21 protein-coding genes are annotated in these 24,917 nt (G+C 73.4%); 6 read left to right on the plus strand and 15 right to left on the minus strand.

Going from position 1 to position 24,917, the window contains the following annotated elements:
* Positions 1 to 25 precede the first annotated feature (25 nt).
* The 7 genes from ABD879_RS02905 to ABD879_RS02935 form a co-directional block, all read right to left on the minus strand.
* Positions 26 to 859 carry a shikimate dehydrogenase gene (locus ABD879_RS02905; RefSeq protein ID WP_345017126.1) on the minus strand — a complete coding sequence of 278 codons (834 nt, stop codon included), beginning with the start codon at positions 857 to 859 and terminating at the stop codon, positions 26 to 28.
* Positions 859 to 2,067 carry an endolytic transglycosylase MltG gene (gene mltG / locus ABD879_RS02910; RefSeq protein ID WP_345017128.1) on the minus strand — a complete coding sequence of 403 codons (1,209 nt, stop codon included), beginning with the start codon at positions 2,065 to 2,067 and terminating at the stop codon, positions 859 to 861. The genes ABD879_RS02905 and mltG overlap by 1 nt, the downstream gene beginning before the upstream one ends.
* Complete coding sequence (ruvX, locus tag ABD879_RS02915; RefSeq protein WP_345017131.1) at positions 2,064 to 2,522, minus strand: Holliday junction resolvase RuvX; 459 nt, start codon at positions 2,520 to 2,522, stop codon at positions 2,064 to 2,066. The genes mltG and ruvX overlap by 4 nt, the downstream gene beginning before the upstream one ends.
* A gap of 106 nt (positions 2,523 to 2,628) precedes the next feature.
* Positions 2,629 to 5,298 (minus strand): alanine--tRNA ligase, encoded by a 2,670-nt coding sequence (gene alaS, locus ABD879_RS02920; protein WP_345017133.1) that lies wholly within the window; start codon positions 5,296 to 5,298, stop codon positions 2,629 to 2,631.
* 2 nt (positions 5,299 to 5,300) lie between these two features.
* Positions 5,301 to 5,627 (minus strand): DUF6167 family protein, encoded by a 327-nt coding sequence (locus tag ABD879_RS02925; protein WP_285492872.1) that lies wholly within the window; start codon positions 5,625 to 5,627, stop codon positions 5,301 to 5,303.
* The gene (locus ABD879_RS02930; RefSeq protein ID WP_345017137.1) at positions 5,624 to 6,055 is read right to left on the minus strand and encodes a DUF948 domain-containing protein; all 432 of its coding nucleotides are present in this window, start codon (positions 6,053 to 6,055) and stop codon (positions 5,624 to 5,626) included. The genes ABD879_RS02925 and ABD879_RS02930 overlap by 4 nt, the downstream gene beginning before the upstream one ends.
* 210 nt (positions 6,056 to 6,265) lie before the next feature.
* Positions 6,266 to 7,657 (minus strand): replication-associated recombination protein A, encoded by a 1,392-nt coding sequence (locus ABD879_RS02935; protein WP_345017290.1) that lies wholly within the window; start codon positions 7,655 to 7,657, stop codon positions 6,266 to 6,268.
* Between the two features lie 483 nt (positions 7,658 to 8,140).
* On the opposite strand from ABD879_RS02935, the gene ABD879_RS02940 reads away from it, so the two are divergent.
* The 3 genes from ABD879_RS02940 to ABD879_RS02950 all read left to right on the plus strand — a co-directional run bounded on the left by ABD879_RS02940 (position 8,141) and on the right by ABD879_RS02950 (position 10,111).
* The gene (locus ABD879_RS02940; RefSeq protein ID WP_345017138.1) at positions 8,141 to 8,590 is read left to right on the plus strand and encodes a hypothetical protein; all 450 of its coding nucleotides are present in this window, start codon (positions 8,141 to 8,143) and stop codon (positions 8,588 to 8,590) included.
* Between the two features lie 118 nt (positions 8,591 to 8,708).
* Positions 8,709 to 9,371, plus strand: coding sequence for a thioredoxin-like domain-containing protein (locus tag ABD879_RS02945; RefSeq protein WP_345017139.1), 663 nt, complete (start codon positions 8,709 to 8,711; stop codon positions 9,369 to 9,371).
* Positions 9,368 to 10,111 carry a DUF305 domain-containing protein gene (locus ABD879_RS02950; protein ID WP_345017140.1) on the plus strand — a complete coding sequence of 248 codons (744 nt, stop codon included), beginning with the start codon at positions 9,368 to 9,370 and terminating at the stop codon, positions 10,109 to 10,111. The genes ABD879_RS02945 and ABD879_RS02950 overlap by 4 nt, the downstream gene beginning before the upstream one ends.
* 108 nt (positions 10,112 to 10,219) lie before the next feature.
* On the opposite strand, the gene ABD879_RS02955 is transcribed toward ABD879_RS02950, so the two are convergent.
* Entirely contained in the window at positions 10,220 to 11,458 is a 1,239-nt protein-coding gene (locus tag ABD879_RS02955) for a DUF349 domain-containing protein (RefSeq protein ID WP_345017142.1), read from the minus strand.
* A gap of 72 nt (positions 11,459 to 11,530) precedes the next feature.
* Positions 11,531 to 12,328 carry a peptidylprolyl isomerase gene (locus tag ABD879_RS02960; RefSeq protein WP_345017144.1) on the minus strand — a complete coding sequence of 266 codons (798 nt, stop codon included), beginning with the start codon at positions 12,326 to 12,328 and terminating at the stop codon, positions 11,531 to 11,533.
* Positions 12,329 to 12,726: 398 nt separating this feature from the next.
* On the opposite strand from ABD879_RS02960, the gene ABD879_RS02965 reads away from it, so the two are divergent.
* The 3 genes from ABD879_RS02965 to aspS are packed head-to-tail and all read left to right on the plus strand — an operon-like array spanning position 12,727 to position 16,477.
* A complete protein-coding gene (locus ABD879_RS02965) occupies positions 12,727 to 13,422 on the plus strand; it encodes an MBL fold metallo-hydrolase (RefSeq protein ID WP_345017146.1) in 696 nt (231 codons plus the stop codon).
* Between the two features lie 14 nt (positions 13,423 to 13,436).
* Positions 13,437 to 14,720 carry a histidine--tRNA ligase gene (hisS, locus tag ABD879_RS02970; protein ID WP_345017148.1) on the plus strand — a complete coding sequence of 428 codons (1,284 nt, stop codon included), beginning with the start codon at positions 13,437 to 13,439 and terminating at the stop codon, positions 14,718 to 14,720.
* Complete coding sequence (gene aspS / locus ABD879_RS02975; protein ID WP_345017150.1) at positions 14,717 to 16,477, plus strand: aspartate--tRNA ligase; 1,761 nt, start codon at positions 14,717 to 14,719, stop codon at positions 16,475 to 16,477. The genes hisS and aspS overlap by 4 nt, the downstream gene beginning before the upstream one ends.
* A 117-nt stretch (positions 16,478 to 16,594) precedes the next feature.
* On the opposite strand, the gene ABD879_RS02980 is transcribed toward aspS, so the two are convergent.
* The 6 genes from ABD879_RS02980 to ruvB form a co-directional block, all read right to left on the minus strand.
* Entirely contained in the window at positions 16,595 to 18,769 is a 2,175-nt protein-coding gene (locus ABD879_RS02980) for a RelA/SpoT family protein (RefSeq protein WP_345017292.1), read from the minus strand.
* 610 nt (positions 18,770 to 19,379) lie between these two features.
* On the minus strand, positions 19,380 to 19,925 hold the full coding sequence (locus ABD879_RS02985) for an adenine phosphoribosyltransferase (RefSeq protein ID WP_345017151.1): 546 nt from the start codon (positions 19,923 to 19,925) through the stop codon (positions 19,380 to 19,382).
* A 108-nt stretch (positions 19,926 to 20,033) separates the two neighbouring features.
* Complete coding sequence (gene secF / locus ABD879_RS02990; RefSeq protein WP_345017153.1) at positions 20,034 to 21,245, minus strand: protein translocase subunit SecF; 1,212 nt, start codon at positions 21,243 to 21,245, stop codon at positions 20,034 to 20,036.
* Entirely contained in the window at positions 21,245 to 23,017 is a 1,773-nt protein-coding gene (secD, locus tag ABD879_RS02995; protein WP_345017155.1) for a protein translocase subunit SecD, read from the minus strand. Before secD ends, secF begins: the two co-directional genes overlap by 1 nt.
* Positions 23,018 to 23,151: 134 nt before the next feature.
* On the minus strand, positions 23,152 to 23,619 hold the full coding sequence (gene yajC / locus ABD879_RS03000; RefSeq protein WP_345017157.1) for a preprotein translocase subunit YajC: 468 nt from the start codon (positions 23,617 to 23,619) through the stop codon (positions 23,152 to 23,154).
* 176 nt (positions 23,620 to 23,795) lie between these two features.
* Positions 23,796 to 24,917 (minus strand): Holliday junction branch migration DNA helicase RuvB, encoded by a 1,122-nt coding sequence (gene ruvB, locus ABD879_RS03005; protein ID WP_345017159.1) that lies wholly within the window; start codon positions 24,915 to 24,917, stop codon positions 23,796 to 23,798.

Here is a 24,917-nt window from a genome sequence, read left to right on the forward strand (position 1 = left end):
GGCGGCGGCGGGGGCGGCGCGGCGATCAGGCGTCCTGGGAGACGCGTGCGCGGCGGCGCAGCTCGGCGGTGCCGGCGGCGCGCATCGCCTCGACCGGCACGTCGTCGCGCCCGGTCATCAGCCGCACCTGCTGCACGGCCTGGTGGAGCAGCATGGGGAAGCCGTCGACGACCGTGGCGCCGGCGCTCTCGACCGCCCCGGTCAGCCGCGTCGGCCGCCCGTAGGCCACGTCGAACAGGGCGGCGCCGGACCCGGCCACCTGCGCGGCGTAGGGGTCGGCGGCGCCCGCGGGCAGCGTCGAGACCACCAGGCCGACGTCGAGCAGGTCGGCCAGGCGGTCGAGCGGGGCGACATCGACGCCCAGGCCGAACCGCCGTCCGGCCTCGGCGGCGCCGCGGGCGCGTTCGGGGCGGCGCGCCGCGAGCCGCGCCTCGGTCACGCCGAGCAGCGCCAGCGCGGCCAGCGCGGACGCGGCCGTCGCGCCGCCGCCGAGCACCAGCACCGACGCGGGCTCGCCCAGCCCGGCCTCGGTGAGCGCGGTGACGATGCCGTACACGTCGGTGTTGTCGGCGTGCAGGCCGCCGTCGCGCGGCACGAGGGTGTTGGCGGCGCCCACCGCGGCCGCCAGGTCCGACACGGTGTCGGCCAGCGTCAGCGCCGCCCGCTTGAGCGGCATGGTGAGCGACAGCCCGGCCCAGCCGGGGCCGAGCCCGCCGAGGAGGGCGGGCAGGCCCTCCTCGGCGCACTCGACCGCGTCGTACGTCCAGTCGTCCAGGCCCATCGCGGCGTACGCGGCCCGGTGCAGCACCGGGGACAGCGAGTGCGCGATCGGCGAGCCCGCGACGAGGGCGTGCGGCACTAGTTCCCCCCGTTCCTCTGCAGGTACGCGTTCAGCTTGGCGCGCAGCCGGTTGAACTCGGCTTCGCTGTCGGCGTACTCGGTGATCCGGTTCTTGGGGTCGGTGGCGACGAACCACAGCCAGTCGCCCGGCTCGGGCTCGAACACCGCCTCGATGGCCTTCTCGCCCGGGTTGGCGATCGCGCCCGGCGGCAGCCCCGGATGCTGGTAGGTGTTGTACGGGCTCTGCGAGCGGATGTCCGAGTTGCTGGCCACGTACCCGAACTTGTTCAGCCCGTACAGCGTGGTGCTGTCGAGCTTGAGGTACATCGGCTCGGGCTTGTGCTTCAGCCGGTTGTAGATGACCCGGGAGATCTTCGGCATGTCCGAGTCGCGGCCGCTCTCGGCCTGGATCAGGCTGGCCATGATGACCACCGACCCGGGCGACATGGGGATCTCCGCGGACTTGGCCCGGTTCTCCAGGTCCAGCCGGTCGGCGGCCTGCTTGAACCGGTCCACCATCTGCTTGAGGATCTCCTCGGCCGAGGCGTTGGGGTTCAGGTCGTAGCGGCCCGGCCACAGGTAGCCCTCGACGTTGCCCTTGGCGTACGAGGGCAGGCCCAGCCCGGTCGGCCTGCGCAGCACCTTGGTGAACTCCGACTGCGGGATGCCGGTCTTGCGGGACAGCTGCTGGACGACCTGGGTCGCGCGCAGCCCCTCGGGGATGGTGATCTGGTTGCTCGCCCGCGACTTGGGGTCGAGCAGCAGCGCCATCGCCGCGGCCGACGACATCCGCTTGCGCATCTGGTAGAAGCCCGGCTGGATGGTGGCCGCCTTGGGCTCCTTGCCGTACACCTTCACGAACGCGCGGGCGCTCTTGACCACGCCGTGGCTGTGCAGGGCGGCGGCGATGGTGGAACCGCTGTCGCCCTCCTTGATCTGGACCGTGACAGAGCCCGTGCCCGCCCCTTCGTAGTCCGGCGGATGCAGCCGGGCGTCCACCCAGGCCAGGCCGAGCACGCCGCCGGTGCCGCCCACCGCGACCAGGAACGCCAGCGCGAACAGCACGGCGGCGCGGCTGTTGCGGCGCTTGCGGCGCTGCCGCCTGCGGGCGGCGCGGCGGCCGGCGGGGCGCGGTGCCTGCCGCCGCCGGCGCGGCGCCTCGTCGTAGCCCCCCTGTCCCCGGGGGCCGTCCCCGTAGGGGTCGGAGAAAAGATCCAAGTCGTTCATGAGCCTCCCCGGACGATCTCGCCTGGGGGGCACCCCGTCAACCTTTCCCCGTCCAGGGCCGATTGCAACAGAACAGCGGCGGCCGTCTGGTCGACGACCTGCCGGCGTGCCCGGCCGCGCACGCCCCCGGCGCGCAGCCCGGCCTCCGCCGTGACGGTGGTGAGGCGCTCGTCGCACAGCCGGACGGTGCCGGGGGGCAGCCGGTCGGCGAGCTCGGCGGCGAACCGCCGGGCCGCCTCGGCGGCGGGCCCCTCCCGGCCCGACAGCGACGTGGGCAGGCCCACGACCACCTCGATGGCCTCGTTCTCCGCGGCGAGCGCGGCAAGGCGGTCCAGGTCGCCCTTGCCGCGCCGCACCGTCTCCAGCGGCGAGGCGAGTATCCCGGCGGGATCGCTGCGGGCGACGCCGATGCGGACGGTGCCCACGTCGATCCCGAGCCGGACGCCCTGCCTCATGGCCGTACTCCGCTCCGCCGCGGACGGCGCTCCCGTGAGCGGCGTCCCGGGCGGCGCCCGCAGGCGGGGCGCGCGCCCGTCAGGTGCCCTCGCGCGACCATGGCGCTCACGCGGCCCCTACGGCCCGTTCCACGGCGGCCAGCGCCTCGCCGACGGCGCCGGCGTTGGAGCCGCCGCCCTGGGCGAGGTCGTCCTTGCCGCCTCCGCCGCCGCCGAGCGCCTTGGCGGCCACGCCGACCAGGGCGCCCGCCTTCAGGCCGCGTTCGCGCGCGCCCTCGGTGACGGCGACCACCACGACCGGGCGGTCCTTGGGCACGCCCGCGACCATGACGACGGCGGGCCGGGCGGCCAGCCGCCCGCGCACGTCCACGGCGAGCTTGCGCAGGTCGTCGGCGACGGTGCCGTCGGGCGCGCGGTGCCCGACGAACGCCACGCCGCCCACGTCCCGGGCGCCGTCGGCCAGCGACCCGGCGACGGCCAGCACCTGCTGCGAGCGCAGCCGCTCCAGTTCCTTCTCGGCTTCGCGCAGCCGCGCCACCACGCCGGAGATCCGCTCGGGCAGCTCCTCCTTGCGCGCCTTCATCTGCTCGGCCAGCTGCGCGACCAGCACGCTCTCGCGGGCCAGGAAGCGGAAGGCGTCGATGCCGACCAGCGCCTCGACCCGGCGCACCCCGGCGCCGATGGACGACTCGCCGAGGATCTTGACCAGGCCGAGCTGGCCGGACCGGTGCACGTGGGTGCCGCCGCACAGCTCGCGCGAGTAGTCGCCGATCTCCACGACGCGGACCTCGTCGCCGTACTTCTCGCCGAACAGCGCCAGCGCGCCCATGGCCCGCGCCTGCTCGAGGGAGGTGTGGAAGGCCCGCACGTCCAGGTCGTCCACCAGCACGGCGTTGACCTCGTCCTCGACGTCGCGCAGCACGCTGTGCGGCACCGCCCCGGCGGCGGTGAAGTCGAACCGGAACCGGCCCGGGGAGTTCTCCGAGCCCGCCTGCGCGGCCGACTCGCCGAGCGCGCGGCGGAACCCGGCGTGCACCATGTGGGTGGCCGAGTGCGACCGGGAGATCGCCCGGCGCCGCTCCACGTCGATCTCGGCGTAGGCGGAGTCGCCGACCTGGGCCTCGCCGCCGGCCACCACGCCGCGGTGCACGATCAGCCCGGCCAGCGGCGACTGCACGTCGCGGACCTCGATGACCGCGCCGTTGCCGAGCCGGATGACGCCCTGGTCGGCGAGCTGGCCGCCGCCCTCGGCGTAGAACGGGGTGCGGTCGAGCACCGCCTCGACCTCGGTGCCCTCGCCCGCGGCGGGCACGCCCGCGCCGCCGACCAGCAGGCCGACCAGCCGGGCCTCGCCGGTGACGTTGTCGTAGCCGACGAAGTCGACCCGGCCGCCCGCGCTGGTGAGCAGCTCGTCCAGCACCGACACGTCCAGGTTGCCGGTCTTCTTGGCGGCCGCGTCGCGCTTGGCCCGCTCCCGCTGCTCGGCCATCAGCCGGCGGAAGCCCGCCTCGTCGACGGTCAGGCCCTGCTCGGCGGCCATCTCCAGGGTGAGGTCGATGGGGAAGCCGTAGGTGTCGTGCAGCTTGAACGCCTGCTCGCCCGGCAGCGTGCTGCCGCCCGCGCGGCGGGTCTCCGCCACCGCGGTGTCGAAGATCGCGGTGCCGGTGCGCAGGGTCGCCAGGAACGACTCCTCCTCGGCGTCGATCACCGTGTGGATGTTGGCGGCGGTGGTGACCAGCTCGGGGTACTGCTCGCCCATGACGGAGATCGCCACGGCGGTCAGCTCGTGCATCAGCCCGGCGTCCTGGCCGCCCAGCAGCCGCAGGTTGCGGATGGAGCGGCGCAGGATGCGGCGCAGCACGTAGCCGCGGCCCTCGTTGCCGGGCCGGATGCCGTCGGCGACCATCATCGTGCCGCTGCGCACGTGGTCGGCGACGACCCGCAGGGACACGTCGGCGCGGGCGTCGCGGCCGTACCGGGCGCCGGTCAGCTCGGCGGCGCGGTCGAGGATCTTGCGCAGGGTGTCGGTCTCGTAGATGTTGTCGACGCCCTGCAGGATCGCGGCCATGCGCTCCAGGCCCATGCCGGTGTCGATGTTCTTGGCGGGCAGGTCGCCCTCGATGTCGAAGTCGGTCTTGCTGCGCACCGCCGCCAGCTGCGACTGCATGAAGACCAGGTTCCAGACCTCGAGGTAGCGGTCCTCGTCGGCGACCGGCCCGCCCTCGCGGCCGTAGTCGGGGCCGCGGTCGTAGTAGATCTCAGAGCAGGGGCCGCCCGGCCCGGGCACGCCCATGTGCCAGTAGTTGTCGGCCAGCCCGCGGCGCTGGATGCGCTCCAGCGGCACGCCCACCTTGGTGTGCCAGATGTCGGCGGCCTCGTCGTCGTCCTGGAAGACGGTGACCCACAGCCTGTCCTCGGGGAAGCCGAACCCGCCGTCGGACTGCGGCGTGGTCAGCAGCTCCCACGCGAAGGGGATCGCCCCCTCCTTGAAGTAGTCGCCGATGGAGAAGTTGCCCAGCATCTGGAAGAAGGTGGCGTGCCGGGTGGTCTTGCCGACCTCGTCGATGTCCGGGGTGCGCACGCACTTCTGGGCGCTGGTCATCCGCTGCGAGGGCGGGGTGCGCTGGCCGAGGAAGTACGGCTTGAACGGGACCATGCCGGCGTTCACCAGCAGCAGGGTCGGGTCCTCGGCGACCAGGCTGGCCGAGGGCACCACGGTGTGCCCGCGCCGTTCGAAGAACGAAAGGAAGCGGCGTGCGACTTCTGCCGACTCCATGATCAGTGGCCATCCTTGTCGTCGTCGATGATCGTGTAACGCGCCTTGAGCACCCGGCGCCGCCGGGTCGGATCCGGCCCGGGGTCGATCGGCACGGTGTCGATCTGCACGGCCTCCCGCAGTTCCGCCTCGCGGTTCCGCATCTCTCTACGGACGTCGTCGGCGAAATGCCTCAGCCGATCCCCCATGTCGTGTCCGGCGGTGACGGCGCGGGCCGCCACGCCCTCGGGCGACCAGGTGCGCACCAGGCGCTCCATCCGGCGCCTGACCCGGTGGCTGGCGTAGATGCCGGCGCCCGCGCCGACCGAGAGCCAGAACAGCCGTTTCATCGCCCGCGCCCCCTGCTCCTGGCGCCGTTGCGGGAGGGGGCGGGCGTCAGCTCGGACCGGCCGGCGGCGCGGCCCTCCTCGGAGCGGGCGGCCAGCGCCTTGCGGACCCCGTAGGAGAACGCCGCCGCCTTCACCAGCGGGCCGCCCACCACGGAGGTCATCACGGTGGTGACGGCCGAGACGTTCTGGGTGACGCCCGCGACCTGCTTGGTGATCACGTCGGTGCGGCCGAGCTGCTCGTTGGCGCGGCGCACCGTGCGGGTCATGTCCTCCATGAGCGGACCGGCCTGGTCGGCGATGTCGGCGACCAGGTCGCCGGCCTCGCGCAGCAGCCGGGCGAGCCGCAGCAGCGTGTAGGCGAGGAAGGAGACGAGCACGGCCCAGAACACGGCCACGATGAGGCCCGCGAGCTGTCCACCTGTGAGCATCAGGACTTCCGTTCGCTGTGTCTTTCGGGCTGGCTGGTCCGGTCTGACAGACCTTACCGCGGGCACCGGCCGGCGGAACGCGGGTGCGCGGCCGCCGGGGGCGCGCGCGCGGCGGCCCGCCGCGGGCGGGCCGGGGCGCCGCGGTCCCGTGTGACCGGGGTGTCGCACGGCAGGTTATCGGGCGAACACCGGCGATGCCCGAATGAATTACTACATCGCCTCGGCGGGGGCCCCGCGAGGCCGCGGGGCCGCGGGGTCGGGCGCGGTCGGGCGGGCCGGACGGCGGGCTCGGACGGCGGGCTCGGACGGCGGGCTCGGACGGCGGGCTCGGACGGCGGCGGGCGGCGTGTCGCGGGCGCGGCCGCGCAGCACCGAGCGGATGCGGTCGGCGATCTGCGAGAAGCGGGCCTCGGCGCCGTGGCGGGTGGGCCGGTAGTACTCGCGTCCGCGCACCGCGTCGGGCGCGTACTGCTGGCGCACCACGCCGCCGGGGTAGTCGTGGGCGTACTTGTAGCCCTCCCCGTGCCCGATCTTTGCGGCTCCTTTGTAGTGGGTGTCGCGCAGGTGGGCGGGGACGGGGCCGACCAGGCCGCGGCGGACGTCGCCGATCGCCTCGTCCACGGCGGTGATCACGGCGTTGGACTTGGGCGCGAGGGCCAGGTGGATGACGGCCTGGGCCAGGTTGATGCGGGCCTCGGGCAGCCCGACCAGCTCCACGGCCTGCGCGGCGGCGACGGCGGTCTGCAGCGCGGTGGGGTCGGCCATGCCGACGTCCTCGCTGGCGTGCACGATCAGCCGCCGGGCGATGAACCGGGCGTCCTCCCCCGCCTCCAGCATGCGGGCCAGGTAGTGCAGGGCGGCGTCCACGTCGCTGCCGCGGATGCTCTTGATGAACGCGCTGACGACGTCGTAGTGCTGGTCGCCCTCGCGGTCGTAGCGCACCGCGGCCCGGTCGACCGCCTTCTCCAGCACCCCGACGGTGATCGGCCCGTCCCCGGCGACCAGGGCGGCGGCCTCCAGGTAGGTCAGGGCGCGCCGGGCGTCGCCGCCGGCCAGGCGGATGAGGTGGTCCTCGGCGGCGGCCTCCAGCGTCGTCGCCCCGGCCAGGCCGCGTTCGTCGGTCAGCGCGCGGCGCACCACCCGGCGCAGCTCGTCCTCGCCGAGCGGCTCCAGGGTGAGCAGCAGCGACCGGGACAGCAGCGGGCTGATCACCGAGAAGAACGGGTTCTCGGTGGTGGCGCCGATGAACGACACCCAGCGGTTCTCCACCGCGGGCAGCAGCGCGTCCTGCTGGGCCTTGTTGAAGCGGTGCACCTCGTCGACGAACAGGACGGTCTGCCGGCCGGTCATGCCCAGCTCGCGGCGGGCCAGGTCGATCTCGGCGCGGACCCGCTTGACGCCGTCGGTCACCGCGGAGATCTCCACGAAGCGGCGCCGGGTGACGCGGCTGACCACGGTGGCGAGGGTGGTCTTGCCGGTGCCGGGCGGCCCCCACAGCACCAGCGACATGGGCTGGTCGCGGTCGACGAGCTGGCGGATCGGGGTGCCCGGGCCGAGCAGGTGGGACTGCCCGACCACCTCGTCCAGGCCGCGCGGGCGCATCCGCACCGCCAGCAGTTCGCGGGCCCCGGCCGGGTTCGCGCCCGCCGGGCCCGCGGCGGTGCGCGCCGGGGGCGGCTCTGCGGCGGCCGGTTCGGCCGCGCGGCCGCCCGCGGCCTCCTCCAGCGGGTCGTCGAAAAGCCCCTCCGGCTGGTCCGCTCGCGCCCTGCTCACCCTCCGAACACTATCTCGCCGGACCGACATCTCCGGCAGCGCTCCGGCCGCCCCGAGCGGCCGGGACGGGCGACTCCCGGCAGCACCGCCCGGAATGACGGTACCGTTCCGATATCAACCATTCCGATATCAACCACTCCGATGTCGACCGTTCCGACATCGACCGGTCCGGTGCCCGCGCGGCGGGGAACTCGGCGCCGCCGCGCGGCGTTGGTCGCTTGGCCGGGCCCGTCGGTCCGGTCGTGTCGGTCACGTCGAGCGCCGCGGCCGCGTTCGGCCGTGACCGCGTTGGCATCGCCCGGAGGTGAATCGGTGACCCGCACGGCGGCCGCCGCCTCGCAGCGGCGCCACGGGCTGGCCGGCCTGCTCGTGGCGCTGTTCGTGGTGGCCGGGCTGCTGTCCAGCTATGGGCTGGGGCACGGGGCGCCGCTGCGCGTGTGCACCCAGCACGCCCTGTCGGTTCCGTCCGCGGCCGCCGACGCGCAGGCCGGCGGCCCCGCGCAGCGGGCGCACTCCGCGCCTCCGGCGGCGACGCCTCTGGCGACGACGTTGAAGGCCCCGGTCGACCTTCCTCCGCTGAGCCCCGCCCACGCGTGCCTGGGCCTCGCCGTGCTGATCAGCCTGGTGACGCTCGCGCTGGCCGTGGGACGGCCGCGCACGCGCGCGTTCCGGGTGCCCCGGGGGCACCGGATCCTCGCCCCTCCGGCGACCGGCCCGCCCTCCCCGCCTTCACTTGCCGCTCTCCAGGTGCTGAGGCTGTGACGGCCCGGCCGTAGGGCCAGGGCCTTCCCCGCTCGCCGCATACGCCGTGCGGCCCTGCCGCCATACGGCTATGCCGCCGTTTCCTGCCTCATCGCAAGTTCCTGTGGAGAGACCTCGAATGTCCAAGAGCGCCCGTACGCGGGCCCGCAACCAGAACCGGAAGAACCAGCAGAACCGCAGCCGCTCGGCGCAGGCGCGCCGCGGCCAGAAGAACGTGCTCGCCGAGCGGGAGGTCCCGTGGGGAGGCATCGCCTTCTTCACGGTGATCGGCGTCGTGGCGGTGGTGGCCATCGCGTTCGCCGTCATGCAGACCCGGGAGCCGTCCGCCTCGGAGGCGGCGGCGATCTCCGGCGTGGTGGAGAAGGACGGCCTCAGCCGCGACCACACCGGCGGCACCGTGCGCTACGACACCACCCCGCCCATGGGCGGCGCCCACGACCCCGTCTGGCAGAACTGCGACGGGCGGGTCTACGACCAGGCGCTGCGCAACGAGAACGCCGTCCACTCCCTGGAGCACGGCGCGGTCTGGATCACCTACCGCCCCGGCCTGGCCGGTGACCAGCTCGAGCGGCTCAAGGACAGGGTGGAGGGCACCGACTACACGATGCTGAGCCCGTACCCGGACCTGGACGCCCCGATCGCCCTCAGCGCCTGGGGCAAGCAGCTGAAGGTGCAGGACGCCTCCGACGCGCGGATCGACGCGTTCCTGCGCGCCTACGTGAAGGGCCCGCAGACCCCCGAGCCGGGCGCCGCCTGCGACGGCGCCAAGGACACGCCGTGAGCGGGGCCGACACCGGCGCGGCCGTCCGCCCGCCTGCCGTGCGGCGGGCGGACGGCCCGTCCGGCGCCGGCGGTGCGCGCCGCGTCACCGTGGTGCTGGCGGTGCTGGTGCTGCTGGCCGCGGCGGTGCTGGCCGCCCTGGCGATGCGGCGGTCCGGCCGCCCCGGCGCCGACTCGGCGGAGGCGGGCTTCGCCCGCGACATGAGCACCCACCACGCGCAGGCGGTGCGGATGTCGTTCATCGTCCGCGACCGCACCGGCGACGAGCCGGTGCGGCTGCTGGCGTACGACATCATCACCACCCAGCAGGCGCAGATCGGCATGATGACCGCCTGGCTGGACGAGTGGGGCCTGCCCAAGACCGATCCGGCGGGCCGCATGCGGTGGATGGGCGGGCACCACGGCGGCGCCTCGCCCACCCCGCAGGCCGGCTCGGACGGAGGCTCGGACGGAGGCTCGGACGGGGGCTCGGACGGCGGCTCGGACGGGGCCGTCATGCCGGGCATGGCGACGCGCACGCAGCTGCGGGAGCTGGAGGCGGCGTCCGGACGCGACGCCGAGGTCCGCTACCTGCGGCTGATGGTCGCGCACCACCGGGCGGGCGTGGACATGGCCCGCGCCGTCCTGGCGCGCACGGACCGCCCCCGGGTGCGCCGGCTGGCGCAGAGCATGGTGGACGGGCAGCAGTCGGAGATCACGTTGATGACCCGGATGCTCGCCGAACGCGGCGCCACCCCCTGAACGCCGGCGGCGCGGCCCCGCCCGGGGGCCGCGCCGCCGCGTCATGTCGCATCGCGCGCTCCGGCCGCCGCGACCGGGGCCGGCGCGGGGCGCGTCAGCGGGAGAACGTCAGCGGGAGAACTCGGCCAGGGTGCGCTCGGCCTCCTCCAGCCAGGCGCGGCGGGCCGTCAGGGCCTCCTCGGCCTCCTTGACGTCCTTGTCCCGCCCGGCGTCGCGGGCCTTGGCCAGCCGCTTCTCCAGCTGGTCGATGGAGCTGCGCAGCTGCGCCACCGTCGCCTCGGCGCGCGCCCGCGCCTCGGGGTTGGTGCGCCGCCACTCGGCCTCCTCGGCGCCGCGGACCGCGTCCTCGACCTTGCGCAGCCGCCCCTCCAGGCGGTCGCGCTGGTCGCGCGGCACCGGGCCGAGCGCCTCCCAGCGCTCCTGGATCGACCGCAGCGCCTGCCGGGCGGCCCGCACGTCGCCGACCGGCACCAGCCGCTCGGCCTCGGCCAGCAGCTTCTCCTTCTCCTCGGCGTTCACCCGCAGCTCGGCGTCGCGCTCGGCGAACGCGGCGTTGCGGGCGTGGAAGAACACGTCCTGGGCCGCCTTGAAGCGGGCCCACAGCTGCTCCTCCACGTCGCGGGCCGCCCGCCCCGCCATCTTCCAGCGGCGCATCAGGTCGCGGTAGGCCGCGGCGGTCTCGCCCCAGTCGGTGGAGTCCTGCATGGCCTCGGCCTCGGCGACCAGGCGCTCCTTCTCCCGCCGGGCCTCCTCGCGCTGGTCGTCCAGCGACGCGAAGTAGGCCTTGCGGCGCTTGGTGAAGGCGTTGCGCGCCGCCGACAGCCGCTTCCACAGCGCGGTCTCGGTGGGCCGGTCGATCCGCTCGGCCGCCTTCCACTCCTCCACCAGCCGGCGCAGCCGCTCGCCGCCGTGCTTCCAGTGCGTCTCCTCGGCGGCGATGCGCTCGGCCTCGGCGACGATCCGCTCCTTGATCGCGCGGGCCTCGTCGCGGGCGTGCTCGCGCGCCGCCCGCAGCTCCTCGCGCCGCCGTTCGACCTCCTCGTCCAGCGCGTCGAGGCGGCGCAGCAGCGCGTCCAGGTCGCCGACCGCGTGGGCGTCGCGCACCGCCTCGCGCAGCCGCTGGACGCTCTGCTGGGCCTGGCCCGGCTGCAGGTCGGTGGTGCGCACCCGCTGCTCCAGCAGGCCCACCTCGGTGACCAGAGCGTCGTACTTGCGCCGGAAGTAGGCCAGGGCCTCCTCGGGGGCGCCGGCCTGCCAGGATCCGACGACCCGTTCACCGTCCGCCGTCCGCACATAGACGGTGCCGTCCTCGTCCACCCGGCCCCAGGGATCGGTCGCGCTGGACACCCTTGCCTCCTGAATCACGGTCCGATCGTGCTCACACTCACCGGACCCTCCACACCTTAGTATCCCGTTCGCCTAATTCCCGGCGATCGCGACGTCCTGAATCGTCACCTTTGTCGTCGGCTTACCGTCGTCCTTCGGCTCGGACCCGCCCTTGGCGATCTTTTCGACCACGTCCAGCCCCGAGGTGATCTTGCCGAACACCGTGTAGTCGGCGGGCAGGCCGGTGGAGTCGGCGTACACGATGAAGAACTGGCTGCCGTTGGTGTCCGGGCCGGAGTTGGCCATCGCCACGGTGCCCTTGACGTACTTGGCGCCCTCGGTGTTCTCGTTGGCGAACTGGTAGCCCGGGCCGCCCGTGCCGTCGCCCTTGGGGTCGCCGCACTGCAGGACGTTCAGCTCGCCGCTGGTCAGCCGGTGGCAGTCGGTCTTGTCGAAGTAGTCCTTCTCGGCCAGGAAGGCGAAGGAGTTGACGGTGCAGGGCGCCTTCTTGCCGTCCAGCTCCAGCTTCACCTCGCCCTGGTTGGTCTTCAGGGTCGCCTTGACGGTCTTGTCGTACGCGGGCTTGGCGGGCGGCTTGCCGACGTCCTTGGCCGCGTCGCCGGCGTCGTTGTAGGCGCACTCGCCCGGCTTCGCCGAGCTCGCCCCCGCGCTGGGCGACGCCTGGGGGCTCGCCGCGGCGTCGGCCTTGGAGTCGTCGTCGCCCCCCGCCAGCACCGCGATGCCCGCCGCGCCTCCCGCGACGACGGCCACCGCGACCGCCGAGCCGATGATCTTCATGCGACGGGCCCGGGCCTCCTGGGCCTTGCGGCGCTGCTGCTGCCGCTCGTAGCGCTGCCGCGCGAGCTGCTTCTTGCGGTCCTTCCCCGCCACGTGCTGCCCCTCCTGGTGATGCGGATCCGTCGCGTCGAGCCGTCCGCCCCGCCCCGGCGCACCTCGCCGAGGATGTGATCAGGGGAACGTGCAGCGCATAGTAGCGGTACCGGCATATGGCCCGTGTATGGCCAAGCCCCCCGCATGCGACTTCTTTCACCAGGGCCGGCCGCCGGGCGCTGGTTCGGCCCGGCGACACGGCGAACGGCCGATCTCGTTCGCTATGCCCCTGGCCTCGCCGGTACCCTCGAAGCGCCGCCGCCTGCGCCGCAGGGCCGCCCGGCCGGACGATCCCTCGGAACGCCCGGCCTCAGGCGACCCGCCGCGTCGGGCGGCCGGGCACGGCCCCGCCGGGTGCGGCGCGGGCCGGCAGCACAGGCTCGAAGGGAAGGACGACCGTGCTCGTCGCCGGGTTCCCCGCAGGATCGTTCGCCGCGAACTGCTATGTCGTGGCGCCCGCCGCGGGCGAGGAGTGCGTGATCGTCGATCCCGGCCAGGACGCCGAGGCCGGCATCGACGAGCTGCTGCGCGAGCACCGGCTCAAGCCGGTCGCCGTCCTGCTCACGCACGGCCACCTCGACCACGTCTGGTCGGTGGCGCCGGTGTGCGGCGCCAAGGACGTGCCCGCCTACGTCCATCCGGACGACCGCGAGCTGCTCACCGACCCCGCCAAGGGCCTCGGCCTGGGCGCCGGGCAGCAGCTGTTCGGCGGGCTGGAGCTCAGCGAGCCCGACGACGTGCGCGAGCTGTCGGACGGCGCGGTGATCGAGCTGGCCGGGCTGCGCCTCACCGTGGACCACGCGCCGGGCCATACGCCGGGCTCGGTGACGTTCCGCACGCCCGCCGAGGGCGACGCGCCCGACGTGATCTTCACCGGCGACCTGCTGTTCGCCGGCTCCATCGGGCGCACCGACCTGCCGGGCGGCTCCTACGAGCAGATCCTGCGGAGCCTGTCGCGGGTGTGCCTGACGCTGCCGGACGAGACCACCGTCCTGCCCGGCCACGGCCCGCAGACCACCATCGGCCGCGAACGCGCGACCAACCCGTTCCTGGCGGACCTGGCGCCCGCCGACGGTCCCCGCACGGGGATGTGACCCAACAAAGGACCATGAGTTCGAGCTTCCAGGCCCCCAAGGGGGTCAGTGAGTACGTCCCGCCGCGCGCGGACCTGCTGCAGGCCGTGCGGCAGCGGTTCGCCGAGCAGGCCCGGCTGGCCGGATACGGCTATCTGGAGCTGGCGGTCTTCGAGGACACCAACCTGTTCCGGCGCGGCGTCGGCGAGTCCACCGACGTGGTCAGCAAGGAGATGTACACCTTCACCGACCGCGGCGGCCGCTCCCTGACGCTGCGCCCGGAGTTCACCGCCGGGGTGCTGCGCGCCGTGCTGGAGCACGGCCTGCACAAGCGCGGCGGACTGCCGGTCAAGGTGTGGACGACGGGCCCGGCGTTCCGCGCCGAACGCCCCCAGCAGGGCCGCTACCGGCAGTTCTACCAGCTGGACCTGGAGGCGATCGGCAGCGAGGACCCGCAGGTCGACGCCGAGACCATCGCGATCGCCTGGAACTGGTACCGCTCGCTCGGGCTGACCCGGGTGCGGCTGCTGCTCAACTCGCTGGGGTGCCGCGAGTGCCGCCCGGCCTACCGCGCCCGCCTGCAGGAGTTCCTGCGCGGCCTGGACCTGGACGAGGCGACCCGCACCCGCGTCGAGATCAACCCGCTGCGGGTGCTGGACGACAAGCGGCCCGAGGTCCGCGCCCTGCTCGCAGAGGCGCCGCTGGTGGCCGACCACCTGTGCGCGGCCTGCAAGACCCACCACGACCGGGTCCGCGGCCTGCTGTCCGACCTCGGCATCCCCTGGGAGGACACGCCGACGCTGGTGCGCGGCCTGGACTACTACACCCGCACCACCTACGAGTTCGACCACCCGCTGCTGGGCGCCCAGTCGGGCATCGGCGGCGGCGGACGCTACGACGGGCTGTCGGAGGACATCGGCGGCCCGCCGCTGCCGGGCATCGGCTTCGGCCTCGGCCTCGACCGCACCCTGCTCGCGCTGGAGGCCGAGCAGGAGGAGGGCGAGGGGGCCGCGTTCACCGCGCCGCCGCGCTGCCAGGTGTTCGGCGTCGCCCTCGGCGAGGAGGCCGAGCGCAGGCTGTTCGGCCTGGTCGCCGAGCTGCGCGCCGCGGGGGTGGCGGCCGACATGGCCTACGGCGGCAAGAAGCTGAAGGGCGCCATGAAGGACGCCGACCGGTCCGGCGCCCGGTACGCCGTGATCCTCGGCGAGCGAGATATCGCCGCCGGGTCCGTCCAGCTGAAGGACCTGGCCGGCGGCGACCAGACCGCCGTACCGCTCACCGAGATCGTCACGACGTTGAGGGAGAGGCTCGCACGATGATCCGCTCGCACGAGGCGGGGACGCTCCGCCGGGAGCACGCCGGGCAGCAGGTCACGCTGGCCGGCTGGGTGGCCCGCCGCCGCGACCACGGCGGGGTCACGTTCATCGACCTGCGCGACGCGTCCGGCGTCGCCCAGGTGGTCTTCCGCGAGGAGGACACCGCGCACGACCTGCGCTCGGAGTACTGCGTCAAGGTCACCGGCGAGGTGCGGGTGCGCCCGGCCGGCAACGAGAACCCCGAGCTGCCCACCGGCGAGGTGGAGGTCGCCGCCACCGACATCGAGGTGCTGTCGGAGTCCGCGCCGCTGCCGTTCCCGATCGAGGGGGACGTCAACGTCAACGAGGAGGTGCGGCTCAAGTACCGCTACCTCGACATCCGCCGCGAGAGCGTCGCCCGCGCCGTGCGGATCCGCTCCGAGGCGTCGTTCGTGGTGCACGAGGTGATGCGCGAGCACGGGTTCGTCAACGTCGAGACGCCCACGCTGACCCGCTCGACGCCCGAGGGCGCCCGCGACTTCCTGGTGCCGGTGCGGCTGCGGCCGGGCCACTGGTACGCGCTGCCGCAGTCGCCGCAGCTGTTCAAGCAGCTGCTCATGGTGGGCGGCGTGGAGCGGTACTACCAGCTCGCCCGCTGCTACCGCGACGAGGACTTCCGCGCCGACCGGCAGCCGGAGTTCACCCAGATCGACATCGAGATGTCGTTCGTCACCCAGGAGGACGTGCTGCGGGTCGCCGAGGACCTGGTGTCCCGGCTGTGGAAGGACATCGCCGGGTACGAGATCCCGCGGCCCATCCCCCACCTCACCTACGCCGAGGCGATGGCGCGGTACGGGTCGGACAAGCCCGACCTGCGGTTCGGCCTGGAGCTGACCGACATGACCGAGTACTTCTCGGGCACGTCGTTCCGCGTCTTCCAGGCCCCGTACGTGGGCGCCGTGGTGATGCCGGGCGGCGCGTCCCAGACCCGCAAGGAGCTGGACGCCTGGCAGGACTGGGCCCGGGCCCGGGGCGCCCGCGGGCTGGCCTACGTGCTGGTCCAGCAGGACGGGACGCTGGGCGGCCCGGTCGCCAAGAACCTGTCGGACGCCGAGCGGGAGGGCCTGGCCGCCGAGGTCGGCGCCGCCCCCGGCGACGCGGTGTTCTTCGCCGCGGGCCGTCCGCAGGAGTCCCGCGAGCTGCTGGGCGCCGCCCGCCTGGAGATCGGCCGCCGCTGCGGGCTGATCGACGAGTCGGCCTGGGCGTTCGCCTGGGTGGTCGACGCCCCGGTGTTCGAGCCGCTGTACGACGACAAGGGCGAGCAGATCGGCTGGACGCCCGTCCACCACCCGTTCACCGCGCCCAAGCCCGAGTTCGCCGACGACTTCCAGGACCGTCCCGGCGAGGCCCTGGCCAACGCCTACGACCTGGTCTGCAACGGCTACGAGATCGGCGGCGGCTCCATCCGGATCCACCGGGCGGAGATGCAGCAGCGGGTGTTCGACGTGCTCGGCATGACCAAGGAGGAGGCCGAGTCCAAGTTCGGCTGGCTGCTGGAGGCGTTCAAGTACGGGCCGCCGCCGCACGGCGGCATCGCGTTCGGCTGGGACCGGATCGTGATGCTGCTGGCGGGCGGCGACTCGATCCGCGACGTGATCACCTTCCCCAAGGCCGCGTCCGGGTTCGACCCGCTGACCTCGGCGCCCACCACGATCACCGCGCAGCAGCGGGCCGAGGCCGGTGTCGACGTCATCCCCGAAGAGGAGGAGGCCGGGTCCTGACGGGCCCCGGGTCGGGAACGTGAAAGGGCGGTCGGCGCGTCGGCGCCGGCCGCCCTTCGGGTTCTCCGGGGTCTTGCGAGGTCTTGCGGGGCCTTCCGGAGTTCGGGGGTCCGCGGGTCAGCGGTGGGTGCCGCTGGTGATGCGGTAGACGTCGTAGACGCCGTCGATGGAGCGGACGGCCTTCAGCACGTGCCCGAGGTGCTTGGGGTCGCCCATCTCGAAGGTGAAGCGGCTGACGGCGACCCGGTCGCGGCTGGTGGTGACCGAGGCGGACAGGATGTTGACGTGCTGGTCGGACAGCACGCGGGTGACGTCCGACAGCAGGCGGGGCCGGTCCAGGGCCTCGACCTGGATGGCGACCAGGAACACCGAGTCCTCGGTGGGCGACCACTTGACGTCGATCAGCCGGTCCGGCTGGGAGCGCAGCTGGACGACGTTGGCGCAGTCGGCGCGGTGCACCGACACCCCGTGCCCGCGGGTGACGAAACCGACGATGTCGTCGCCGGGCACCGGGGTGCAGCAGCGCGACAGCCGCACCCACACGTCCGGGTCGCCGGCCACCACGACCCCCGGGTCGCCCGCCGGGCGGACCCGCTTGCGGCGGGTCGGCAGGGCGATCTCCGCCAGGTCCTCCTCGGCGCTCTCCACCCCGCCCAGGGCGTCCACCAGGCGCTGCACGACGTGCTGCGCCGAGACGTGGCCCTCGCCGACCGCGGCGTACAGGGACGACACGTCGGCGTAGTTCATGTCGCGGGCCAGCGCCAGCAGCGCCTCGCCGGACATCATGCGCTGCAGCGGCATGTTCTGCTTGCGCATGGCGCGGGCGATCGACTCCTTGCCGGACTCGATCGCGGTGTCGCGGCGCTCCTTGGAGAACCAGTGCTTGATCTTGTTGCGGGCGCGGGCGCTCTTGACGAACCCCAGCCAGTCGCGGCTGGGCCCGGCGTCGGGCGACTTGGAGGTGAACACCTCGACGGTGTCGCCGTTGTCGAGCGCGGACTCCAGCGGCACCAGGCGGCCGTTGACGCGGGCGCCGATGCAGCGGTGCCCGACCTCGGTGTGGATGGCGTAGGCGAAGTCGACGGGGGTGGCGCCCTGCGGCAGCGCGATCACGTCGCCCTTGGGCGTGAAGACGAAGACCTCCGAGACCGACAGGTCGAACCGCAGCGACTCCAGGAACTCGGCCGGGTCGGCGGTCTCCTTCTGCCAGTCCAGCAGCTGGCGCAGCCACTGCATGTCGCCCGCCTTGCGGCCGGCGACCGTCTCCTCCTTGTACTTCCAGTGCGCGGCGACGCCGTACTCGGCGCGGCGGTGCATGCCCCAGGTGCGGATCTGCAGCTCGACCGGCTTGCCCTCCGGGCCGATCACCGTGGTGTGCAGCGACTGGTACATGTTGAACTTCGGCATCGCGATGTAGTCCTTGAACCGGCCGGGGACCGGGTTCCATCGCGCGTGCACCGAGCCGAGGGCGGCGTAGCAGTCGCGGACGCTGTCGACCAGGACGCGGATGCCGACGAGGTCGTAGATGTCGTCGAAGCTGACGTCCCGGGCGATCATCTTCTGGTAGATCGAGTAGTAGTGCTTGGGGCGGCCGGTCACGGTCGCCTTGATCCGCGCCTCGCGCAGGTCGGCGGAGACGTTCTCGATCACTTCCTGCAGGTAGACGTCGCGGCGCGGGGCCCGTTCGGACACCAGCCGGGCGATCTCGTCGAACCGCTTGGGGTAGAGGGTGGCGAACGCCAGGTCCTCCAGCTCCCACTTGAGGGTGTTCATGCCGAGCCGGTGCGCCAGCGGAGCGAAGATCTCCAGCGTCTCGCGGGCCTTGCGCTCCTGCTTGTGCCGGGGCAGGTAGCGCAGCGTGCGCATGTTGTGCAGCCGGTCGGCCAGCTTGATGACCAGCACCCGGATGTCGCGCGACATCGCCACGACCATCTTGCGGACGGTCTCGGCCTCGGCCGCGTCGCCGTACTTGACCTTGTCGAGCTTGGTCACCCCGTCGACCAGCGCGGCGATCTCGTCGCCGAAGTCGGCGCGCAGCTCCTCCAGGGTGTAGGGGGTGTCCTCGACGGTGTCGTGCAGCAGCGCCGCGCACAGCGTCTCGGTGTTCATGCCGAGCTCGGCGAGGATGGTGGCGACGGCGAGCGGGTGGGTGATGTAGGGGTCGCCGCTCTTGCGCTTCTGGTCGCGGTGGTAGTGCGCGGCGACGTCGTAGGCGCGTTCGATCAGCCGCAGATCCGCTTTGGGATGGGTGTTGCGGACGGTCTTGATCAGTGGTTCCAGTACCGGGTTCATGGCGGTGCCGCGCTGGGCTCCCAGCCGGGCGAGCCTGCGGCGTACCCGGGCGGCGGACGGCGGGGTCGGGGCCGGAGAGGGCCGGGTCGGGACGGTGGGGGCGGAGGCGGCGGTGCGGGAGGGGGGGCGGGCGGCGGAGGCGGGCTGTTTCGCGGCGGCCTGCGGGCGGTCGCGCTGCGGCTCGGCTGGACGGGCCGTGCCGGCGCCGCCCTCGCCTTTCAGCCGCTCCTCGTCGTTCGCCGACTCGCCTTTCGGCGCCGCCTCTTTCACCGGCGCCTCTTTCGCCGGCTCGGCTTTCGGCGCCGTCTCTTCGGGCCCGTCGTGCCGGGCTTCGCCGCGGGGCGCGGCGCCCGCGGCCGGGACCTGCGGGCCGGCGGCGCGGGCCGGTACGGCGCACTCCGCGGAACGGCCGGCGTCGTCCGCCCCGTTCAGCGCGGCGCCGTTCACCGCGTCGGTCGATACCACCTCACCCGGCACCCGGCCTCCCTAGTCCAGTGGACGCCGTCCCCGTCGGTACCGCCCCGCGCGGGCGGCGCCCGTCCCACCGGATCCTGATTCCCGCCAGTCTATCCACCCATGTCCGGTTCCATGACGGTGACCAGGGCCGTCGTCAGACCGTGACCAGGGCGTGCACGTCCAGGTCGCCGAGCCGGTCGCGGCCGCGCAGGAAGGACAGCTCCAGCAGCACCGACAGGCCCACCACCTGGGCGCCCGTCCGGCCCACCAGCTCGGCGGCCGCTCGCGCGGTGCCCCCGGTGGCCAGGACATCGTCGACGATCAGAACCCGTTCTCCGGGACCGAAGGCGTCTGCGTGCACCTCGATGGTCTCGGTCCCGTACTCGAGATCATAGGTCTCCTCGTACGTCCGCGCGGGCAGCTTTCCCTTTTTTCGCACCGGAACGAATCCGGCGCCGAAGTGGTACGCCACGGGCGCGGCCAGGATGAAACCGCGCGCCTCGATGCCGACGATCTTGTCGATGGTGCCGCGGCCGTGGTGGTTGACGATCGCGTCGACCACGCCGGCGAACGCCACGTGGTCGGCCAGCAGGGGGGTGATGTCCTTGAACAGCACGCCCGGCTTGGGGTAGTCGGGCACGTCGCGGATCCGGTCGTGGATCAGCTTCTCGAGGTCCACAGGCGGTGTTCTCCTGCTCATGCGGCGGCCGTGCGCGGGCCCTCCGGGGGGTGGCCCGCACACGGCCGGTTACGGGTTCGTTGCGCGCCCGGCGGGGCCGGGCGACGATCCTGCGACCGCCTCAGGCGGTCATCTGCCGCGGCGGCGCTGCTGGCGGGTGCCCCGCTTGGGCTGCTGCCGGGGCCCCTGCTGGACGACCTTGCGCACCGTGACCGTCACGGGCGCCTCCTCGGCGGCCTGCCCGTCATCGCCGGACCCGCCGCCGGAGCGGGCGCCGTTCGGCGCGGCCCCGTCGGAGCCCTGGGAGCCGCCGGACGGCGCGTCGTCCCCGCCGTCGGCGGCCGCGGTCCGGGTCCGCACGGCCTTGGCCTGCCGCTTGGCGCTGGCCTCGCGGCGGGCGATGTTCTCGCGCAGCTGCCGGTACCGGGGCTCGCGCTCCTTGAGCTGCACCAGCATCGGGGTGGCCACGCAGATCGACGAGTAGGTACCGACGATCATGCCGACGAACAGGGCCAGCGACAGGTCCTTCAGCGTCCCGGCGCCGAACAGCGCGGTGCCGATGAACAGGATCGCCGCCACCGGCAGGATCGCCACCAGCGAGGTGTTCAGGGAGCGCACCAGGGTGCTGCTGAGCGCCTGGTTCGCCGCCTGGCTGTAGGTGATCTTGGACGTGGGGCCGAGCGGTCTGGTGACCTCCTTGATCATGTCGAAGACCACGACCGCGTCGTACAGCGAGTAGCCCAGGATGGTCAGGAAGCCCAGCAGCGTCGCCGGGGTGACCTCGAACCCGGACCAGGCGTAGATGCCCGCCGTGATGATCAGGTCGTGCACCAGCGCCACCAGCGCGGCCACCGCCATCCGCCACTCGAAGGCCACGCTGAGATAGGCGATGATCAGCACCATGAAGACGGCGAGCGCCTGCCAGGCCTTCGCCGAGACCTCGCCGCCCCAGGACGCCCCCACCACCTGCGTGCTGACCTTCGCGGCGGGCACCCCGAGGTCCTCGGAGATGCTCTTTTTGACCTCGTTGACCTCGGTGGAGCTAAGGCTCTCGGTGGTGACCCGCCAGTCGCCGCCGGCCTTCTGCACGATGACCTGGTGGGCGCCGCCGCTCTGGACGGCGCCGCGCACGTCCTCGATGGAGTGGCCGGGCGCGCCGAAGGTGAACACCGACCCGCCGCGGAACTCCACGCCGAAGTTCAGGCCCTGGATGACCAGCCCGGCGATGGACAGCGCCAGCAGCAGGCCGGAGATCGAGTACCACAGCCTGGGCCGGCCGACGATGTCGGCGCTGATCTCGCCCCGGTAGATCCGGGAGATGACTGCGCGCAGCCCCAGCATCACGCCTCCTGGCCGGTCGGGGTCGTGGTGGTCGTGGTCGTCTTGCGCAGCCGCTTGGGGTCGAGCCCGGACAGCGGATGGCCGCGGCCGAAGAACTTCGTCCGCGACAGCAGCGCCACCAGCGGCTTGGTGAAGAAGAACACCACCACCACGTCGATCAGCGTGGTCAGCCCCATGGCGAACGCGAAGCCGCGGACCCCGCCGACGGCCAGGAAGTACAGCACCAGGGCGGCCAGGAACGTCACCGCGTCGGCGACCAGGATGGTGCGCCGGGCCCGGCGCCAGGCGGTCTCCACCGACGGCCGGAACGTGCGCCCGGCGCGCAGCTCGTCACGCAGCCGCTCGAAGTAGACGATGAACGAGTCGGCGGTGATGCCGATGGAGACGATCAGGCCGATGATGTGCGGCAGCGACAGGCGGAAGCCCATGTTCTCGCCCAGGATCACCACCGACACGTAGGTGATGGCGGAGGCCACCAGCAGGCTGCCGACCGCGACCAGGCCGAGGCCCCGGTAGTACAGCAGGCAGTACAGCACCACCAGCGCCAGGCCGATGGCGCCGGCGATCAGGCCGCCGCGCAGCTGGTCGGAGCCCAGCGTGGAGGACACCTCGTCGATGGAGCTCTGGGTGAACTCCAGCGGCAGGGCGCCGTACTTGAGCACGTTGGCCAGGTCGGTGGCGTAGCTCTGGGTGAAGCTCTCCGGCGGGCCGTAGATGCTGGCGGTGCCGCCGGTGATCGCGCCGTTGTCGATGCTCGGCGCGGAGATCACCTGGCCGTCCAGCACGATCGCGACCTGCCGCTGCGGGCTGCCCGCCGGGGCCTGGTAGGCCTCGCTGGTCACCTGGCCGAACTGGCGGGCGCCCTGCGACTTGAACTTCAGCGCGACCGTCCAGCTGCTCTGGCCCTGCTGGGCGTCCGGCGGCAGGGCGTTGGCGTCGGAGACCTGGGTGCCCTCCACCCGGACCGGGCCGAGGATGTACTTGGCCGTGCCGTCCTGGTCGCAGGCCGCCACCCACTTGCGGTTGGGGTCGTTGGCGCCCGGGGCGCGCTTGTCGGCGCCCGTGCAGTCCAGCTTCTCGAACTGCTGGATCACGGCCTTGTCGTCGATGGCGCTGTAGTCCTGCCCGGTGAGCAGGTCGCTCGGCAGCGCCGACGGAGACTCCGACGGCGAGGCCGACAGGGACGCCGAGGGGGAGGCGCCGCCGCTGGAGGAGGCGGACGGCGACGGCGCCGCCAGCGCCTCCGGCACCGCCCTGCCGCGCGGCGTGGCCGAGCCGGACGGGCTCGGCGAGGAGCCGGCCGACGAGCTCGCCGAGGGGCTCGCCGACGGCTTGGCGCCGCCGCTGGAAGTGGGCGTGGGGCTCGGCGAGGTCCCCGCGGTCGGCCTGCCGTCGGCGACGGCGAACACCTGCCGGAACTGCAGCTTGGCCGTGGTCCCGATGAGCTGGACGACGCGGTCCTGGCCCTCTCCGGGGACGTTGACGACGATGTTGCGGTTGCCCTGCTTGGCGACCTCGGCGTCGGACACGCCCAGCCCGTTGACCCGCTGCGTCATGATCTTGACGGCCTGGGTCATCTGGGTGTCGGGCGGCGTCGCGCCGCTTTCGGTCCTGGCGGTGAGCGTGACGGTGGTGCCGCCGGCCAGGTCCAGCCCGAGCTTGGGGGTGGGCTGCCCCTGGAGGAACATCACGCAGGTCAGGACCGCCATGACCGCGAACAGCCCGAGGAGCGTGCGCCCGGGCTTGGGTACGTTGCTACGAGGCGGAGCCACTGGTCGTTTACTTCCCGTGTTGGTGGTACGCCGTACGGCGTCGGGCGGCGGCGTCACGTCCTCCCCCGGCCGCCCGAGCGCCCCGCGCGCGGCGGTCGGGCGGTCGTTCCGAGTGGTGGACGAAGGACGCCGCGTCAGGACGACGTCTTACCCGCGGCCTTGGCCTTGGGGCCCTCCTCGGTCTCGGCGTCCTCGGCCTCCTTGGCGCCGTCCTCGGCGTCGCCGGCGTCCTTCTTGGACAGGTCGATCCGGTCGTCGGGGTCGCCGCTGCCGCCGCTGCCGCCCGCGTCGTCGTCCAGCTCGTCGTCCGCCCCGTCGGTCTCGGCGACGACCTGCATCACGGCCTGCTTGACGAACCGCGCCTCGACCCCGGGCGCGATCTCCAGGACCACGCCGTCGTCGTCCACCGCGACCACGGTGGCGTACATGCCGCTGGTCGTCATCACCCGCACGCCCGGGCGCAGGGAGTTCTGCATCTGCAGCTGCTCCTTGCGCCGCTTGCTCTGCGGCCTGATCAGCAGGAAGTAGAAGACCACGGGGATGGCGAGCAGCAGCAGCAGGTTCAGGGGCCCGCTGCTGCTCTGCTCTGCTGCAAAGTTCATGTCGCTGCCCTTCGCTCGGGCATCCTTCCGATGTGCTGTGCCAGCCGGTCGCCGGAAATCGGCCTCGTCACAGGTTCGGCGGCTGGAGAGGTGACCAAGTCCCGGAGTCTAGAGAGTACGTCAGACCCCGGCAACGACGTGACGAGCGACGCAGCCCGGAAGTTCCCAAGCCGTTATCAGCTGATCACCGAGTCCTGGTCATCGCCCTGCTCAGCGCCCTTCCCAGCGCCCTTCCCAGCGCCCTCCTCAACGGCGTCGCCGAGGTCGAACAGGGTGCCCGCCATCGGCGCGGTGGGCGGGGGCGTCAGGCCCAGGTGGGCCCAGGCCGCGGGGGTGGCGATGCGGCCGCGCGGGGTGCGGGCCAGCAGTCCCTGCCGCACCAGGAACGGCTCGGCCACCACCTCCACCGTCTCGGGCTCCTCCCCCACCGACACCGCCAGCGTCGACAGGCCCACCGGCCCCCCGCCGAACTTGCGCAGCAGCGAGGTCAGCACGGCCCGGTCGAGGCGGTCCAGGCCGCGTTCGTCGACCTCGTAGAGGGTCAGCGCGTCGCGGGCCAGCTCGCGGGTGATCACGCCGTCGGCGCGCACCTCGGCGTAGTCGCGGACGCGGCGCAGCAGCCGGTTGGCGATGCGGGGGGTGCCGCGGGAGCGGTCGGCCACCTCGGCGGCCCCGCCGTCGGTGATCCGCACGTCCAGCAGCCGGGCCGACCGCTTGACGATGACCTCCAGCTCGGCGGGCTCGTAGAAGTCCATGTGCGCGACGAACCCGAACCGGTCGCGCAGGGGGCCGGGCAGCATGCCCGCCCGGGTGGTGGCGCCGACCAGGGTGAACGGGGCGATGTCGAGGGGGATGGCGGTGGCGCCGGGGCCCTTGCCGACGACCACGTCGACCCGGAAGTCCTCCATCGCCATGTAGAGCATCTCCTCGGCGGGCCGCGCCATGCGGTGGATCTCGTCGAGGAACAGCACCTCGCCCTCGGACAGGGTGGACAGCACCGCGGCCAGGTCGCCGGCGCGTTCGATGGCCGGGCCGGAGGTGATCCGCAGCGGCTTGCCCAGCTCCGCCGCGATGATCATGGCGAGGGTGGTCTTGCCGAGGCCCGGGCCGCCCGACAGCAGCACGTGGTCGGGGGTGCGGCCGCGCCGCAGCGCGCTGTGCAGCACCAGCGACAGCTGCTCGCGGACGCGCTGCTGCCCGATGAAGTCGTCCAGCCGCTTGGGCCGCAGCGCCGCCTCGATGACCTGCTCGTCGGGCCCTCCGGCGTCGGCCGAGACGAGCCGTTCCTCCGCGCTCAT

Origin of the sequence: Actinomadura keratinilytica (assembly GCF_039539665.1) — a bacterium.
GTDB classification, from domain to species: Bacteria; Actinomycetota; Actinomycetes; order Streptosporangiales; family Streptosporangiaceae; genus Spirillospora; species Spirillospora keratinilytica.